Genomic DNA, 13,712 nt, shown 5'->3' with positions numbered 1-13,712 from the left:
AATGAGTGCAGTTGGCAATACAATTTTATTTAGCGAAACATTGGAGTACAAAAATAAGTGGGTGCTCCTTAAAATACTGGTGGCAATTTCTGCTTTGTTATTGTTTTTCTATTTCGATGGCAATGGAAAGTACTTTGTAATGGAATTGGCGGTAGTGGTGGCATTATTGGCAGAGTTGGCAATGCTGCTACTATTTAAAACCAAGTTAGAAATTACAGCTAAAGGAGTAAGCGTAAGTGCTGCTCCATTTAATAAGCAGCAGCAAATAGCATGGAGCGAAGTAAAAAGCGCAAGTGCCGTTAGTTTTAAGTTTCCTTTTTTGTTGCCGGGTATGGGCTTTGGCAGTAACCCGCTCTTTAATACAGGCTGTACCACCGGAATTGTATTGTACTTGCATAATGGCAGCCATCTACGCATTGGCGTTAAGAGTATTGCAGAGGCAGATGCTGTGCTTTCTAAAATTTTTTCGGGAAAGATTAGATAAAGCAATGCGTGTATTGCAAAAGAAGTATTGCTTCATGCGTTTTTAGTCCATTAAAAATGCCAGACCGTTGCTTACCGGAGTACAGAGGTCTTTTACTTTTCGCTCTCTGAATATTTTTTCAATCAACTCGCGGGCAACCTTGTATTCGTTGTGAATAGGGCATGGGTGCGTGGCAGAACATTTGCTTAAACCTAAGCCACATTCTTTGAAAACGCCCTTGCCTTCAATAGTTTCAACTATATTAAAAATAGGGAGGTTTTGCTGCTTCTCATCTAAGTAAAAACCACCGGAGGGACCTTTTAAACTGTTGATGATTTTTTGCTTCACCAATGTTTGCAAAGTTTTACCAACGGTATGTTCGCTGGCATTGATGTGTTCGGCAATTTCTTTAATACTGGCTTTATCGCCTGTTTTACTTTTTCCTGCTAAGTAAATTACGGCTTTAATAGCAGTTTTGCATGTATGGTTCAGCATAGTTTAATGGCCTAAAGATTCTTTTCCTTCTGCAGAAATTTTTGAATGATCCCAAGGCGGATCGAAAGTTAAGTTTACATCTATTTTCCATTCGGGAAAAGCATTGGCAAGCGAATCGGTAACATCGCTTGTAATGGCATCTCCCATAGGGCAAAATTGAGTAGTGAGTGTCATGGTGGCGGTAACTTTTTTATCGGCTTCATTAAAGTCTAATTCATATATCAAACCCAAATCCACCACGTTTAATCCTATTTCTGGATCATATACATTGTAGAGTCCTATGAGTGCAAAATTGCATCTGGCAGTATCGTTGGTAGTTACGTGTACGCTCATAATTTTTTTGGTTGGTGAAGAATAATTTTTCCAATGTTTAATACATACAATGCAGCAGCAGCAACCAATGCAGCGGCTCCTAGCTTTAATACAACCGTATTGAAAAGAATAATGCCTAAGGCAAACAATACAAAGCCGGAAAGGTAGCAGTGTAACATGGCTCGATAAATTTTTTCGCTAAAAAGCTCTTTGGGTGCAGGTGTTTTACCGGCATGTGCCTTTTTGTGATATACTTTGTTCCATACAATAAATGGAAGTGTTTTAAAGGTCATGCCCAAAATAATGGCAGTAAGCCAACCAAAGAAAATACAGAAGCCGTAAAGCAATGCCATGCGTGGATATTTTTCTGCAGGCAAAATAAGAAGTGTGGTAATGAGTGCCACAAACGGAAGCAGCATTTGCAGTACCGAAAGCAGCGATGTTTTCATTTGTTCATCTACATTTTTTCTGATTCTAACGCGGTACGCTTTTATGCAATGTATGCTAAACAATACTATGCCGCTAAATGCAATAGCAATAGAGCCATAGAAGTACACAGCAGGGAAATCTAATACCTTAAAAAGAAGGAAACTTACCAAGCCCATATTCACCAAACCGTATATCCACCATAGCAATTGGTTGTTGTTATATTTTGAAATTAAAAACATGGGAATTAAACGCGACCCAACTCCAATTACCAAGAGCAGAAACCAGCCTGCAATGCCTAAGTGTGCATGAATAGAAAGGTACGCCAACGAATCTTTTGCAAGTAAATGGTGCGTAAAATTGAACACCAATAATAAGCCTAAAAAAGTAGTTGAAAACAACCATAGCGCGGCAGTAAGAATATACCAGGTATGTACATTGCGTTGCTTGCTTTTAAATGAGCTTTCGAATACATTGAGGAGGTAAAAAACTACGCCAATATTTATTAGTACAGCTCCGGTTTGCAGTACCCAGCCTACATGAAAAATATAAAATCCAATTACCAAAAATGGAATGCCGATTGCAGTAGCTGCAAAGGTAAGGTAAGCCAGTAAATTGCTATCGAGTTTGCCTTCTACCAGTACCGGAAGTAATTGGTGCGAAGCGCCCAAAATAATCATGGTAGCCCAACCCAACGCCATAATATGTGTGATGGCCAATGTGTATGGTTGGAAGTAGTGTAACTCCACTATATCTGTATGGCACAATAGCAGCACAGTTGCCACCAAAAAAGAAATGGCAGCATAAACATAAAACGGCACTACTACTTTGTAATTGGTGGTTTGTTGTAGTCCGCCACCAATGCTTGGTGCTAACATAAATGGTTATCTATTTTTAAAAATGAGCAAATAAACTTCACCATCTTGTATTTCTTTTATGCGGTATTCAAAGTGGCGTTCCTTTAGCTCTGTAAGTAGAAATACCGGAATTCTTTTATGGTGTACATAAAGTGCTTTTTCATTTGGTAGGGTTTCCAATGCTTCTAAAATGGTTATCATAGGAAGCGGCATTTCTAGGTGGCGCACGTCTATTTCTTCCAAGTTGTTTTGAAAGTGTGCAAGCACCTGCTCCCAATCGCCCGAAGTAGCGATGTTTTCTTCTATTGCATCGGCTGTGTTATTATCGGCTTCGGTATTTTTTTCTTTGAAAAAATAGGTTTCTATGGTATCGGTATTTATGTGGTTTACATAGGTTGAAAAGCCTTGTTTTTCTAATAATTTTATGAGCGGTACGGGTTCAAAATTATTGATAATAAGGAGCGTTTCGCTCGCATTGAGCGCTTTTGCTTTTTGTTGAATTTGCTTGAGCGGGTCGTTTCCTTCTGCAAGCATGGCGCGTACATCGAAGTGAATAATTTGCTCCGGTGTGCGTGTTGCCAAAAATTCCGGCTGCGGTTGCTTTTCTATGGGTTTTTCTTCTGCTTTGGTATGGCTGTCTATTTCAAATCCCAATGGTGCCAATGCTTTAAAGAAATCTTCGGGTTTGCAGTTGCCTACTTTCGATGCCATGGCAATGCTGGTTCTTCCCGCCATAATTGCCCGAAGAATAGGATTGCGCAGCTTTTTAAAATCGGGTGCTATGGCCACTATTGTTTCCAATGCATCGGGATGATGCTTTAGGAGTGCTGCAATTTTGGTTCGTTCATTTATAAGCATTTGCTATGGACTTATACTGTTTTAAAAGCTGCCGCAAATACGCGAATAAAAAGCAATTCAGGTATTTACAGCAGCAAATGGAAGTATATTACGAAAGCGATTTTTCAATATCCAAGGCTTTAGGAAAAAGGAGGTTGTTTTCGAGATGTATGTGTATAAATAAATCGTTCTCAAATTCTTCTAACATATTAAAGAGTAGTTTATAGCTGGTGCAGGCATCTTCGGGAATGGTATAGTGGTGGCTTAGTTTCCGTATTTGGTCGAGTAAGCGCCCTACATTATCGTGCTCTTGCTCGGTGGCTGCCACCATTGCATTGAAGGTTTCGCCAGAGGTACTGTTGTAGGCAATTTGCGAGTTTTTGGCTTTAGATAACTCTTTAATTGCCGGAAACAGTTTGCTTTCTTCATCAATAAGATGTTGCGAAAGTTCTTGATTTACTTGTGTAAAAAGTTCTTTAATTTTTAGAAGTTCGGGGTGGTGCGTACCGTGTACTTGTGCTACTTTGGCGGCATAGCCCATAATTTCTGGTAAGTATTTGCGTACGTATTGGTGGTGTGTGTTTACAATAAAATCGGCAAGAAAATCTACACTCCAATCATCGAAATTCATATTGCCGGAAGTAATGCCTTGCACGGGTTGACGGAGTTCGTGCTCTACTTGTGTGGCATCTATTCTTTTTTCAGCACACGCTTGGCGCACCGTTTTTTTACCTCCGCAGCAAAAATCAATGCCATACTTTTTAAAAACCTGGGCTTTGCGCATGTCTTTGGCTACTATTTCGCCAATGGTTTCGGTGCTTTCTTCGCCTTTTCTTGTAACGCGAATATCCCACCATTGCGGCCCTTGCAGCAAGTATTCCCAAGTAAATACATCGCCACGTTCATTTAGTAGTTGGTAATATACAGGTTTAGGATCGTGGTCGTTGTGAATAATGAAACTTTGGCCTGCTTGCAGGCTATCAAAAGTTTTAAAAATGGTAGGATGTTTTAGGCGTGGCTCAAGCGATGGAATATCTAAAACTGTTTCTCCTTGTTGCAAGTTCTCGGTGGTGTTGTTTTCTGATGCAGGTGTTTGCTGCGCAGTTTCTTTTTTGGTAACGCGAATATCCCACCATTCGGGTCCTTGTTGCAGGTATTCCCAAGTAAAAGTGTTGCCATGTTGGTCTGCAAGCTGGTAGTAAACGGGCTTGGGATCGTGGTTGTTGTGGATAATAAATGATTCTCCGGCTTTTAAGCTGTCGTACACATGAAAGATAGTGGCATGCTTCATGCGTGGTTCAATAATGGGAATATTGATAATGAAATCTTTATCCTCTGTGGGTACTATAGGTATAATTCTTGTAACGCGAATATCCCACCATTCGGGACCTTCTTGTAGGTACTGCCAACTGAAAATATTTCCGCGTAAATCCATTAGTTGGTAGTACACGGGTTTGGGGTCGTGGTTGTTGTGGATAATAAGGCTCTCACCTTCTTGCAGCGTATTAAATACCTGAAATATAGTTTGATGTCTTAACCGTGGTTCTATTTCTTGAACATTGATAACGGTTTCATTAGCTGTTTGCATAATTGCTATGGTTTGGTGATAAAATTTTCACATCAAAAGTAAAAAGATTTTTAAAATAAAAGTATTTAAGTACTTTTATGCCGTTAAATTGTAGAATTGTAACACAAACAATATTTCTAAGTATGAATAATGAAGCAGTAATCGAAGAATTAGATGTGCGCGTATATATACCAATTAAGCGCCACGAAATGCTTATCCAGCTATTTAAAGAATTGCCGGTGGGCGAACATTTTATTTTTATAAACGATCATGATCCCATTCCGCTGTATTATGAATTTAGATCTATTTATGGCGATGTGGTTGGTTGGGAATATTTGAGCCGAGGTGGCAGAGAATGGAAAGTAAAAGTTACGCGAACAGAGGCTTCGCAAGGGCGCGAATTTGCCGATATTTCTACACTTTTAGACCTTCGTAAAATTGAGCAGAAAGATTGGCGGCAAGTAGTATTTCACCGTTATGGAATGATGGAAGCGGGAACTACTATGGAACTTATTGCTAAAGAAGACCCAACAGAAATTCATGGTGTTTTTGTAAATAAGTTTGAAGGTAAACACACATGGATTTACAAAAAGAAAGCACTCAATGAATATGTAATTCACATTACCAAGAATGCCAAAACGGGCTTGGGAGATGATGGTTTTTCGGTAGTGAATGAGTTTGATATTCGCCCTTATCCGCCCACCGAGCGCCACGAAATGTTTTACAAAGCATTTGCAGATATTAAGCAGGGCGAAGCATTTGAGTTTACGAACGATCACGACCCCAAACCACTATATTACCAAATGGAGGCAGAGAGTAAAGAACCATTTAAATGGGAATATATAGTGAGCGGACCGGAGGTATGGAAAGTACGTGTTGTGAAAGTGAAGAAGATGTAGAAGGCTATTTGCAGTTTTGATTTTTCAGCCTCGGTAGTGTAAACTATTGGGGCTGTTTTTTTGTAAGGAGGAGTGTATAAAAAGCTGTTTTAGTTAATTCATGGTAGCTCGATTAAACATAATGCAGTAGATTGCCACACTCAATGTGCTGTTTGTTTTACTGAAGCATAGAGAGATATTTTATTAAAATTCCTCTATTAAAACTTTGACCCGAAGAAGATCCGAGGTAAGTAACTGCAACAAGTTTTCCATACTGATTAAAAACCGGTGAACCGCTGCTGCCACTTGCAACTTGGGCTGAGTATTGAATGTATTTTTTGGCAGGAGGCTGTGTGAAACTGCCTGTTGTAGAAGTGCAATTTAGTTCATTGCTTTCGTTTGTTGCTAACTCATCACCATACGGAAAGCTAATTACGAAAGCAGGAGAGCCTACCTGAATTTTAGTTTCATCGGGTTCTGTTTCTTTACGCGAAATAATTGATACACCCTGCGGCAAACTGCCGGAAATTGTTTGAATAGAAGCGAGGTCAATGTCTTCATCATCAGAAATTTTTAGCTCGGTGCATTGAATACGGTTTTCGGGAGTGAACCTTTTGCCATTTGGATAAATGTAAATGGCTTCTAATTCACCATAGAATTTGGGGTCGTCTTCGCCCCAACCGCCTTCGCGTAGTGCTTTTTTAATTGCAGGTTTAATTTTAGTGAAAAAGTAATCTTTCAGGTTTCTATCGAATTGCCAGGGTTTAATAACGTGGTGATTGGTAATAAGTGTTCCGTTGCTATCAATAAAAAAAGCAGTACCCTCCGATGAAAGCGGCTGTAACTCACTTTTATCTTTATTAAAATCAATTTCCTTGTTGGGCTTTAAGCCGAAATAAAGTTGGGTTGCTTTGGTGTGTATGCGCACATAGTATTTTACTTCAACCAACACAACTGTGTTTTTGTAACGGTTGTAAATTTCAGTTGCGCTTAGTGGCATTTCCGGTTTTGAAGTATTAACACCGCTAATAAATCGGAAAAGCAATAAAAGCAAGCCGATTGATGAGAGGGCAATAACTGTTTTAAGCGCGTAACGTTTTACAAATGGAGGAGCAGGAATTGGCGGAGCAGGAATTGGATGTTTTGGTTGAGGTTTTTCGATTTTACTCCAGTCTAATTTTTCTACTCCTGCAAAAAGAATTTCATCTCCATAATTTACTTCACTGGTTTGGTTAGTTATTTTTTTACCGTTGATGGTTGTGCCGTTGCTGCTGATATCCTGCAAGAAGATTTTACCCGTGTTGCTAATTGTAAGTTTAGCGTGGTCGCGGCTGCAAAAGTGGGCTGTGAGTATAATGTCGGCTTCGGAATTTCGACCGATGGTGTAGGTTTTCATTGGCACAAATTAAAGTAAAAGTTCTCTTCAGCTTCCAATTTCCTGAAAGTAGAAACCAGCGGCTGATTCGCAATTTGCGAATTAATATGGTAAAAAAGTAGTTTCACAAAATGTGAAACACTTTGTTTTAACTTTCAGTACAAGTTTAAGTAAATAACTGATTTACAATGGTTTTGCACTCAAATTTCACATTTCGTGAATTGTGAAATATTAGTAACTTTACAACATGAGAAAACATGCCGGAATGAAACCGCAGGATGTAGCTATCTTGCTAAAACTTGCCTCTTTAAAAGAGCGCGAATGGATAATGAAAGACATTGCCGAGCAAATGAAAATCAGCTTAGGCGAGTTTAGTTATTCTATCAGCCGCTCAGTGTTTGCCGGGTTGATTAGTGAGGACAAAGCTATTATTATGAAACCCGCGCTGATTGATTTTTTACAATACGGTATTCGCTATGTGTTTCCGGTGCGACCGGGTGAAATGGTAAGGGGCATTCCTACATCACATGCTGCACCGCCTTTGAACAACGAAATACGTAGCAGCGAGCCGTATGTGTGGAAATATGCCAAAGGCAAGGTACGGGGGCGTGCTATTGAACCGCTTTACAAGGGTGCGATTGATGCCAGTTTACGCGACCCCGATATATATGAGTTATTGGCACTAACTGATGCCCTGCGCGTGGGCAGAGTGCGCGAACAGCAAATGGCAATTGCAGAAATTAAAAAGCGGTTAAATGTATGAATGGGCGCGAAGAAAATCTGGCTGCCATTGCGCTGATTGCCCATGCTATTGGCGACCTGAACGATGAAGCGGTTTTTGTGGGCGGAGCTACAGTAGGTTTGTACACCGACCCGGAGAGCGAAGACAGCCGCCCAACCAAGGATGTTGATTTTTTTCTGGAAATAACCACTGCGCACGAATTGGAAACCGTGCGCGAAAAGCTTACTGCCCGTGGCTTTAAACAAACACCGGAAGATTTAGTGCTTTGCCGATTCAGATACAGCGATATTGTAGTTGATGTAATGAGTACCCGCGCCATTGGGTGGGCGCCTGCCAATGTGTGGTTTGCAGAAGGATTACCGTTTGTGTTTAAAGAAAAAGTAAACAGCAACCTACAGGTGCAGTTGCTGCCGCTACCCTACTTTTTAGCCACCAAGTTTGCCGCCTTTGCCGACCGAGGTAAAGACCCGCGCACCAGCCACGATATGGAAGACATTATCTATTTATTAGCAGGCAACAGCCAATGGGAAAATAATATTGAAGAGGCACCTGAAAACGTGCGACAATACTTACAGCAACAATTAGCTTTTTTAACGCCTGAAACCATGCTGGCACATTTGGCGGATACAGAAAGCGTGAAGGTATTGCAGGAAAGAATTGCTGCGTTTTTAAAGTAGTGATTGATAACCCTTAACCTACTCTTTTGTTGCCCTCCCAAAATGTCATAATTACTCATTGGCAAGCAAGGTAAGGCCAGCCAGATTTTGAATTGCATTTGCCTTGTTTTTCTGTGGTGCCTTTCATTGCAAGAAAGGAGTGTTTACTATTTTTAGGAAGAAGTTAATCATAGAACGATGTATTACACTATGTCTTTATCAATTGGAGAAATATAAGTAGCTCCAGATGGTGAATCGCATGCCTTTGGAATACCTGTAAAGTCTAATCCTTTTTGAATAATATTTTTAATCCGTTCAGAGGAGTGAAATACCTGCGGATGTTCCCTATTCAAATGTTCAAATGCTGAAACACATAGTTTGAAAAGTGCGTGCAAGTTTACTTGGTCAATTTTGTTGGGATTAGCATTTGATATAAAAGCTTTGGGATTTTCAGAACTAAAAATCAAGAAAGCGTTATCAGGCAAAGCCAAATTGTGAGATAAACTACTGCGATATTTATCGTATAGGTTGTCACACGCTTTTTCTTTTAGATTTTGAGAGCCGAATATTTCATCATTTAATATCCTAAATGCGATTTTATACTTGCCTTTGTTGTAAAGTGTGTCAACTGCATCAATAAATGAAAATAACAGAATTGCTGACGGATAACCATAACGGCACTTGTTGATTATTTTATTGTGACTAATAAAAAGAGAACCAGAAATATTCTCATCTGCTAAGAGAATATATACAGCATTCAAAGTTTCCTTCATTGCCACTAACTGAAGTTCGGGAATTGAGTTATGATTTGCCATGAAACTTATTTATTTATGGAAATTGGAACTACCACACGATCAGTTTCTCTTCTTGATTTATTTCTTTACAATACTTCTCGTCAATATCATAATCGGTTTCTAATGGAGACTCAACTTTTTGAGGTAAGATGGAAACCCATTTGGCATTAGTAAGTTTAATAAGCCCCATATCCTCAACATCTTTCTTAAAAACTACATTGTATGAATCTACGTCTACTACGCTTCTGTAAACTAAACCGTTTGAATTTGTAAAAGCAATATTTGCATAAGCAGTAGTTATGAGATAATGTTCTTCACCTTTTGATCCCATCAAATCATTGATAAACTCAAAATATAGGTCTGTAGTAATCTTTTCTTCCCTTTCGACTTCGATCATTTCAGCATCATACAGTTTTCCTAAGTCGTTTTCATACGGATGTATGCGCTTGCTCGGAAAAGGTTGAATTACAAATCTCATTTCAATATCAGATTCCGCAGTCCACTCTGTTATTGTTGCAATAATTGGCTCTGGCTTTTTTAATAACGGTTTTGTTTCAAGAAAAGCTGCCCAAATATTTTCGGAGCAATAAAATACTCCTTGACCTTTTTCATTACAACGCCCAAGTTTGACTTTTGAAGAATCTCTATTGTAACCTACGTCTTTAAACAATTTGAATTTTTTACCAATATCAGTCTCTGTGTGAATTCTGCAACGATAGAGTGTTTTACCCTTTGAGATAAATGTCTTATAGAATATCTGCTGTGATGAGATGAACGAACTTTTAATCTCATTGTATTCTCCTCTCTTGCAGAGGTCTTTCATCACCCGACAAAACATGTTTACTCCTTTTATACCATTAATTTTATGCATAGATGTATTAGTTGCTTCGTAAAGTTTTAATAGACCACAAAATAATCGCTATGGTAAAACGGAAAGGGTAAAAGAATAAGAAAGGAAATAATTCAATTTCATTATCACCTATGGTATTCATGCCCCAAAAATTTTCAGTTTTACGTAGTTCATATTGTAGTTTATATTGTAGTTCATATTGCAATTTCTTTTTCCGCTCCTCCAATCTGTTACATTCAAATACTTTTTCAAAGAGTGAAACAAACTCTGATATGTTTTTTACCTCTTTCGTCTGTAAATATTTTATGAATAAAGGATTTTTATTAACTCTATATTCGAAGAACCAATCCACCCACCCCTCAATCTTAATACGCTTTGAAATTTCTTCTATAAAGTAAGATGGTTCAAATATATAATCTGGGAAGAGCGAAGTATTGTCGCCACCTCCTTGAGGCATATCAAGCGATAAATTGTTCACGGATTCTATAGCACTTACTAGGTTGAAATTTTCCCAATTGTCATCGTGATCTCTTAAAACTGTTTGCAATTTAACAAGCCAAATTTGGTCATTATTTTTTAGTTTACTACGAGCGTATTGCGCAAAGGAAAAATAAGAAACACTTCTATATTGCCTAATGTCAGAAAGCTCACTATCAAAATTCAATTTATCAATGGCTATCCAGTAACAAAGTTCATCATAAACTCCTCCTAAATCAGTATATAGTCTTGAAGAGTCTTTTTGATGCCAGCCAAAGTAACTATCTGAAAATTTGAACGGGGAATCTATCATAGATTTTAAGCTGTCTATCTGAGGATTTATGATTTTTAATTCCGACTCAATTTTATTTTTTTTAACAAGAGAAACTGAGTATAGAATTGTGGATAATAAAAAAGGAAGAAGTAACGATATTATACTTGACGCTAAAAGTACCATTAGCTCTTTAGCGATGAATTTTCTCCATTTTCCATTAGATAATTCGAAGTTAAACAATGCATTCCATAACCTTTTCGACTTCGGTTTCTTACTTTGGCTACTTGCTTCTTTTTTCTTTGTTTCAATTACCTGCGTTTGCTCTTCAAAGGGGTTATTGGTAGGGTTTAAAAATGAGGTAGTAAATACTTCGGCACTTTGTGCTCTTAAATCAACTTTGCGCCTTAGGCAATCGGTAACAATTTTTTTGAGTGGCTCTGTGAGGTTTGCAGTGGCTGTGCTAATGTCTTTGTTCAGGATATTGGCAATAATTTGTTCGTTGCTTAAACCTTGTGAGGTTTTGCCAAAGGGGTGAGTGCCGGTAAGGGCTTCGAGGAGCATAACGCCTAAACTCCAAACATCGCTGGCGGGAGTGATATCACCTGTAGTAAAATATTCGGGAGCCATGTATTCCACCGTGCCAACAAGTTGGGTGCTTGCAGTTGTGGCATTGGTATTTTTTGCAATGCCAAAATCGGTAATTTTAGCGCGTAGCTTTTCGCCCTCGTTAAATAAGAGAATGTTGGTGGGTTTTAGGTCGCGGTGTATTATGCCCTCTTTATGCAAATAGGCAAGCCCCTCAATAATGTCTTTAGCGAGGGTTTCTATTACGCGATAATCGGGAGTGCCTTTTTTAAGCAAATCGGCAAACGTACCGCTATCGGCATATTCGAGTATGCCAACATGATATAAAATTGGATTGCCGTGTATATCGGTGCTGCCTGCATTTACTTCATACGCCTCTATGTGTTTTACAATATTGGGGTGGTTTAGTTTTTTGAAACGCTTGATTTCAGTAATCAGATTGTATTTGTTATCGGCTGTGCCTTGCGATATTTTGAGGGCAACATAGTGCTGGTCCTCGTTATCATACGCTTTATACACTTCGCCAAAGCCACCTTTGCCAAGCAGGTCTTTTTGCGGGTCGTAAGTGAAACGTTTTCTAAAAGATGGTAGAGATACTTCCATGTGTTATACTTCGATGAGTTGAAATGTAAAATTATCTGATGTATTTCCCTCGCATAAAGAGAATATTTTTTGCGCTTTATTTTTAACCGAGTCCTCACTGCTTAATTCCCTGCATAGAATTTCTTCTGTAATATTTTCGAGAACGCCATCGGTGCAAAGGAAAAAATAATCTCCTTTTTGAATTTCGGTTTCCAAAAGTGTTTGTATAGAAAATTCACTATCTGCTTTGGCATTTAGAGATTTAGTAATAAAGTTTTTCTTAATTGCAGAAGTATCCTCTCCTTTTTTGGAGAGTTCGTTTATTAAGGAGTGGTCTTCGGTTACAAAAAGAATTTGCCCGTGGCGAATGTGATATACTCTGCTGTCGCCCAGCCAGGCAATGTTTGCACCTGCCTTGTTAAACACAATTAAGGCAACCGTAGTTGCCATACCTTTTGTTTCGGGGTATTTGTTTGTGGTTTCTTTAAACTGCTGAACGGTGCGGTGTAATGCTCGGCTCAGGTATGGGTAATCGTAGGTGGTTGTAGGGTTTTCTGCAAAATAGTGGGCTAATGATGTGCAAGCAATTTTAGATGCAACCTCTCCATAGGCATTGCCTCCAACACCATCACAAACAATAAAAAGATTTTTATCTGCAAAATAAGCATCTTGGTTAGTGGGGCGAGAGCCGGAATTGGTGAAAGCTATATGTTCTATGGGTATAAATTCATGTTTTTCTGATAAACCAATAGTGTTATTAAGCTGCGTAGTAGCCATTTGGGTTATAGCTTTTTGATACTCTGCCGGAGTTTCTGATTTTGAGTTATGCTGTATTCTACTTGTTTGTTTATAATTGGTTTTGCTGCGCTTTAGCAAACCATAAACTAATACTATAATGGCTATTATTCCAATTATGTAGTATATTATCATAGCTGCTTTTTTTAGGTTTATTGTAGTGCAAATTAAATGATTTGGAGTTTATACGAGTAAGGTAGAATCCTTTCTTAAAATAGAAAAGGAGATAACTTCTTTACTTTTTTAGGAGGGAAACAGGATGCTAACACTCGTTAGTCTAAAGGTAAGTTGGTAGTAATGGCAATTCTATTCCAGCCATTTATTGCCACTATTGCCATAATAACTGCTGCCAATTCTTTTTCGGTTAAATGAGCCGCAGCTTCGTTGTACACTTCGTTGCTTATATGGTTGCCGGCAATTAAGGTAACTGCTTCTGTGAGTGCCAAAACTGCTCTTTCTTTAGGTGTGTAAAGTTCGGTTTCGCGCCAGGCATCGAGCAAAAACAAACGCTGCGCTGTTTCTCCGTGTTTGAGCGCATCGCGCGTGTGCATATTGATGCAAAAAGCACAACCATTTATTTGCGAAGCGCGTGTTTTTATTAGTTCATAAAGTATGGGATCTAAGCCGCTTTGGGCAAGGTATTTTTCTAATCCAAGCATGGCGGTGTATGCTTCGGGTGCTACTTTAGAGAGGTTTATTCGTTTTTCCATTCGGTATATTTTTAATTGTAGATGCTGCAAAATAAAG

The 13,712-nt window shown here is 38.8% G+C and carries 15 protein-coding genes and 1 pseudogene; 4 read left to right on the top strand and 12 right to left on the bottom strand.

The genetic code is table 11. The features are described from left to right. Position 1: 1 nt before the first annotated feature. Entirely contained in the window at positions 2-484 is a 483-nt protein-coding gene (locus KF872_07195; protein MBX2903327.1) for a hypothetical protein, read from the top strand. Positions 485-526: 42 nt separating this feature from the next. On the opposite strand, the gene KF872_07190 is transcribed toward KF872_07195, so the two are convergent. The 6 genes and pseudogenes from KF872_07190 to KF872_07165 all read right to left on the bottom strand — a co-directional run bounded on the left by KF872_07190 (position 527) and on the right by KF872_07165 (position 4,825). Then, a complete protein-coding gene (locus tag KF872_07190; protein ID MBX2903326.1) occupies positions 527-958 on the bottom strand; it encodes an Rrf2 family transcriptional regulator in 432 nt (143 codons plus the stop codon). A 3-nt stretch (positions 959-961) separates the two neighbouring features. After that, positions 962-1,291, bottom strand: coding sequence for a metal-sulfur cluster assembly factor (locus KF872_07185; GenBank protein MBX2903325.1), 330 nt, complete (start codon positions 1,289-1,291; stop codon positions 962-964). Further along, positions 1,288-2,574: a cytochrome C oxidase subunit I gene (locus KF872_07180; protein MBX2903324.1), complete on the bottom strand. Its 1,287-nt coding sequence runs from the start codon at positions 2,572-2,574 to the stop codon at positions 1,288-1,290. The genes KF872_07185 and KF872_07180 overlap by 4 nt, the downstream gene beginning before the upstream one ends. Positions 2,575-2,580: 6 nt before the next feature. Then, entirely contained in the window at positions 2,581-3,411 is an 831-nt protein-coding gene (locus KF872_07175) for a DUF2249 domain-containing protein (GenBank protein ID MBX2903323.1), read from the bottom strand. Between the two features lie 88 nt (positions 3,412-3,499). Continuing rightward, positions 3,500-4,450 carry an iron-sulfur cluster repair di-iron protein gene (gene ric, locus KF872_07170; GenBank protein MBX2903322.1) on the bottom strand — a complete coding sequence of 317 codons (951 nt, stop codon included), beginning with the start codon at positions 4,448-4,450 and terminating at the stop codon, positions 3,500-3,502. A gap of 78 nt (positions 4,451-4,528) precedes the next feature. Next, positions 4,529-4,825: pseudogene (locus KF872_07165) on the bottom strand (DUF2249 domain-containing protein). A gap of 275 nt (positions 4,826-5,100) precedes the next feature. Here KF872_07165 and KF872_07160 point away from each other — a divergent pair. Continuing rightward, positions 5,101-5,856 carry a DUF2249 domain-containing protein gene (locus tag KF872_07160; protein ID MBX2903321.1) on the top strand — a complete coding sequence of 252 codons (756 nt, stop codon included), beginning with the start codon at positions 5,101-5,103 and terminating at the stop codon, positions 5,854-5,856. Positions 5,857-6,013: 157 nt separating this feature from the next. Here KF872_07160 and KF872_07155 read toward each other — a convergent pair whose 3' ends face one another. Then, a complete protein-coding gene (locus tag KF872_07155; GenBank protein ID MBX2903320.1) occupies positions 6,014-7,231 on the bottom strand; it encodes a trypsin-like peptidase domain-containing protein in 1,218 nt (405 codons plus the stop codon). Positions 7,232-7,457: 226 nt separating this feature from the next. On the opposite strand from KF872_07155, the gene KF872_07150 reads away from it, so the two are divergent. After that, entirely contained in the window at positions 7,458-7,973 is a 516-nt protein-coding gene (locus KF872_07150; GenBank protein MBX2903319.1) for a hypothetical protein, read from the top strand. Next, positions 7,970-8,629 (top strand): nucleotidyl transferase AbiEii/AbiGii toxin family protein, encoded by a 660-nt coding sequence (locus KF872_07145; protein ID MBX2903318.1) that lies wholly within the window; start codon positions 7,970-7,972, stop codon positions 8,627-8,629. The genes KF872_07150 and KF872_07145 overlap by 4 nt, the downstream gene beginning before the upstream one ends. Before the next feature lie 182 nt (positions 8,630-8,811). Here the strand turns inward: KF872_07145 and KF872_07140 are convergent, their stop codons facing one another. The 5 genes from KF872_07140 to KF872_07120 all read right to left on the bottom strand — a co-directional run bounded on the left by KF872_07140 (position 8,812) and on the right by KF872_07120 (position 13,675). After that, positions 8,812-9,423, bottom strand: a complete 612-nt coding sequence (locus KF872_07140; GenBank protein ID MBX2903317.1) for a hypothetical protein — start codon at positions 9,421-9,423, stop codon at positions 8,812-8,814. A gap of 28 nt (positions 9,424-9,451) precedes the next feature. After that, on the bottom strand, positions 9,452-10,273 hold the full coding sequence (locus KF872_07135; GenBank protein ID MBX2903316.1) for an RES domain-containing protein: 822 nt from the start codon (positions 10,271-10,273) through the stop codon (positions 9,452-9,454). 7 nt (positions 10,274-10,280) lie between these two features. Beyond that, complete coding sequence (locus KF872_07130; GenBank protein MBX2903315.1) at positions 10,281-12,191, bottom strand: serine/threonine protein kinase; 1,911 nt, start codon at positions 12,189-12,191, stop codon at positions 10,281-10,283. A 3-nt stretch (positions 12,192-12,194) separates the two neighbouring features. Then, positions 12,195-13,100, bottom strand: a complete 906-nt coding sequence (locus KF872_07125) for a serine/threonine-protein phosphatase (protein ID MBX2903314.1) — start codon at positions 13,098-13,100, stop codon at positions 12,195-12,197. A gap of 137 nt (positions 13,101-13,237) precedes the next feature. Then, entirely contained in the window at positions 13,238-13,675 is a 438-nt protein-coding gene (locus tag KF872_07120; GenBank protein MBX2903313.1) for a carboxymuconolactone decarboxylase family protein, read from the bottom strand. Positions 13,676-13,712 lie beyond the last annotated feature (37 nt).

It is taken from the genome of Chitinophagales bacterium (genome assembly GCA_019638515.1).
GTDB lineage: Bacteria > Bacteroidota > Bacteroidia > Chitinophagales > LD1 > UBA7692.
The sequence above is the reverse complement of the archived record's forward strand: the minus strand, read 5'-3'. Positions and strand labels throughout refer to the sequence as shown.

What these genes read in the sequence shown, in the direction of transcription:
- KF872_07195 (MBX2903327.1), top strand. Translation starts at nt 2, where the DNA reads ATGAGTGCAGTTGGCAATACAATTTTATTTAGCGAAACATTGGAGTAC.
- KF872_07145 (MBX2903318.1), top strand. Translation starts at nt 7,970, where the DNA reads ATGAATGGGCGCGAAGAAAATCTGGCTGCCATTGCGCTGATTGCCCAT.
- KF872_07150 (MBX2903319.1), top strand. Translation starts at nt 7,458, where the DNA reads ATGAGAAAACATGCCGGAATGAAACCGCAGGATGTAGCTATCTTGCTA.
- KF872_07125 (MBX2903314.1), bottom strand. Translation starts at nt 13,100, where the DNA reads ATGATAATATACTACATAATTGGAATAATAGCCATTATAGTATTAGTT.
- KF872_07175 (MBX2903323.1), bottom strand. Translation starts at nt 3,411, where the DNA reads ATGCTTATAAATGAACGAACCAAAATTGCAGCACTCCTAAAGCATCAT.
- KF872_07185 (MBX2903325.1), bottom strand. Translation starts at nt 1,291, where the DNA reads ATGAGCGTACACGTAACTACCAACGATACTGCCAGATGCAATTTTGCA.
- KF872_07130 (MBX2903315.1), bottom strand. Translation starts at nt 12,191, where the DNA reads ATGGAAGTATCTCTACCATCTTTTAGAAAACGTTTCACTTACGACCCG.
- KF872_07120 (MBX2903313.1), bottom strand. Translation starts at nt 13,675, where the DNA reads ATGGAAAAACGAATAAACCTCTCTAAAGTAGCACCCGAAGCATACACC.
- KF872_07180 (MBX2903324.1), bottom strand. Translation starts at nt 2,574, where the DNA reads ATGTTAGCACCAAGCATTGGTGGCGGACTACAACAAACCACCAATTAC.
- KF872_07190 (MBX2903326.1), bottom strand. Translation starts at nt 958, where the DNA reads ATGCTGAACCATACATGCAAAACTGCTATTAAAGCCGTAATTTACTTA.
- KF872_07160 (MBX2903321.1), top strand. Translation starts at nt 5,101, where the DNA reads ATGAATAATGAAGCAGTAATCGAAGAATTAGATGTGCGCGTATATATA.
- KF872_07155 (MBX2903320.1), bottom strand. Translation starts at nt 7,231, where the DNA reads ATGAAAACCTACACCATCGGTCGAAATTCCGAAGCCGACATTATACTC.
- KF872_07135 (MBX2903316.1), bottom strand. Translation starts at nt 10,273, where the DNA reads ATGCATAAAATTAATGGTATAAAAGGAGTAAACATGTTTTGTCGGGTG.
- KF872_07140 (MBX2903317.1), bottom strand. Translation starts at nt 9,423, where the DNA reads ATGGCAAATCATAACTCAATTCCCGAACTTCAGTTAGTGGCAATGAAG.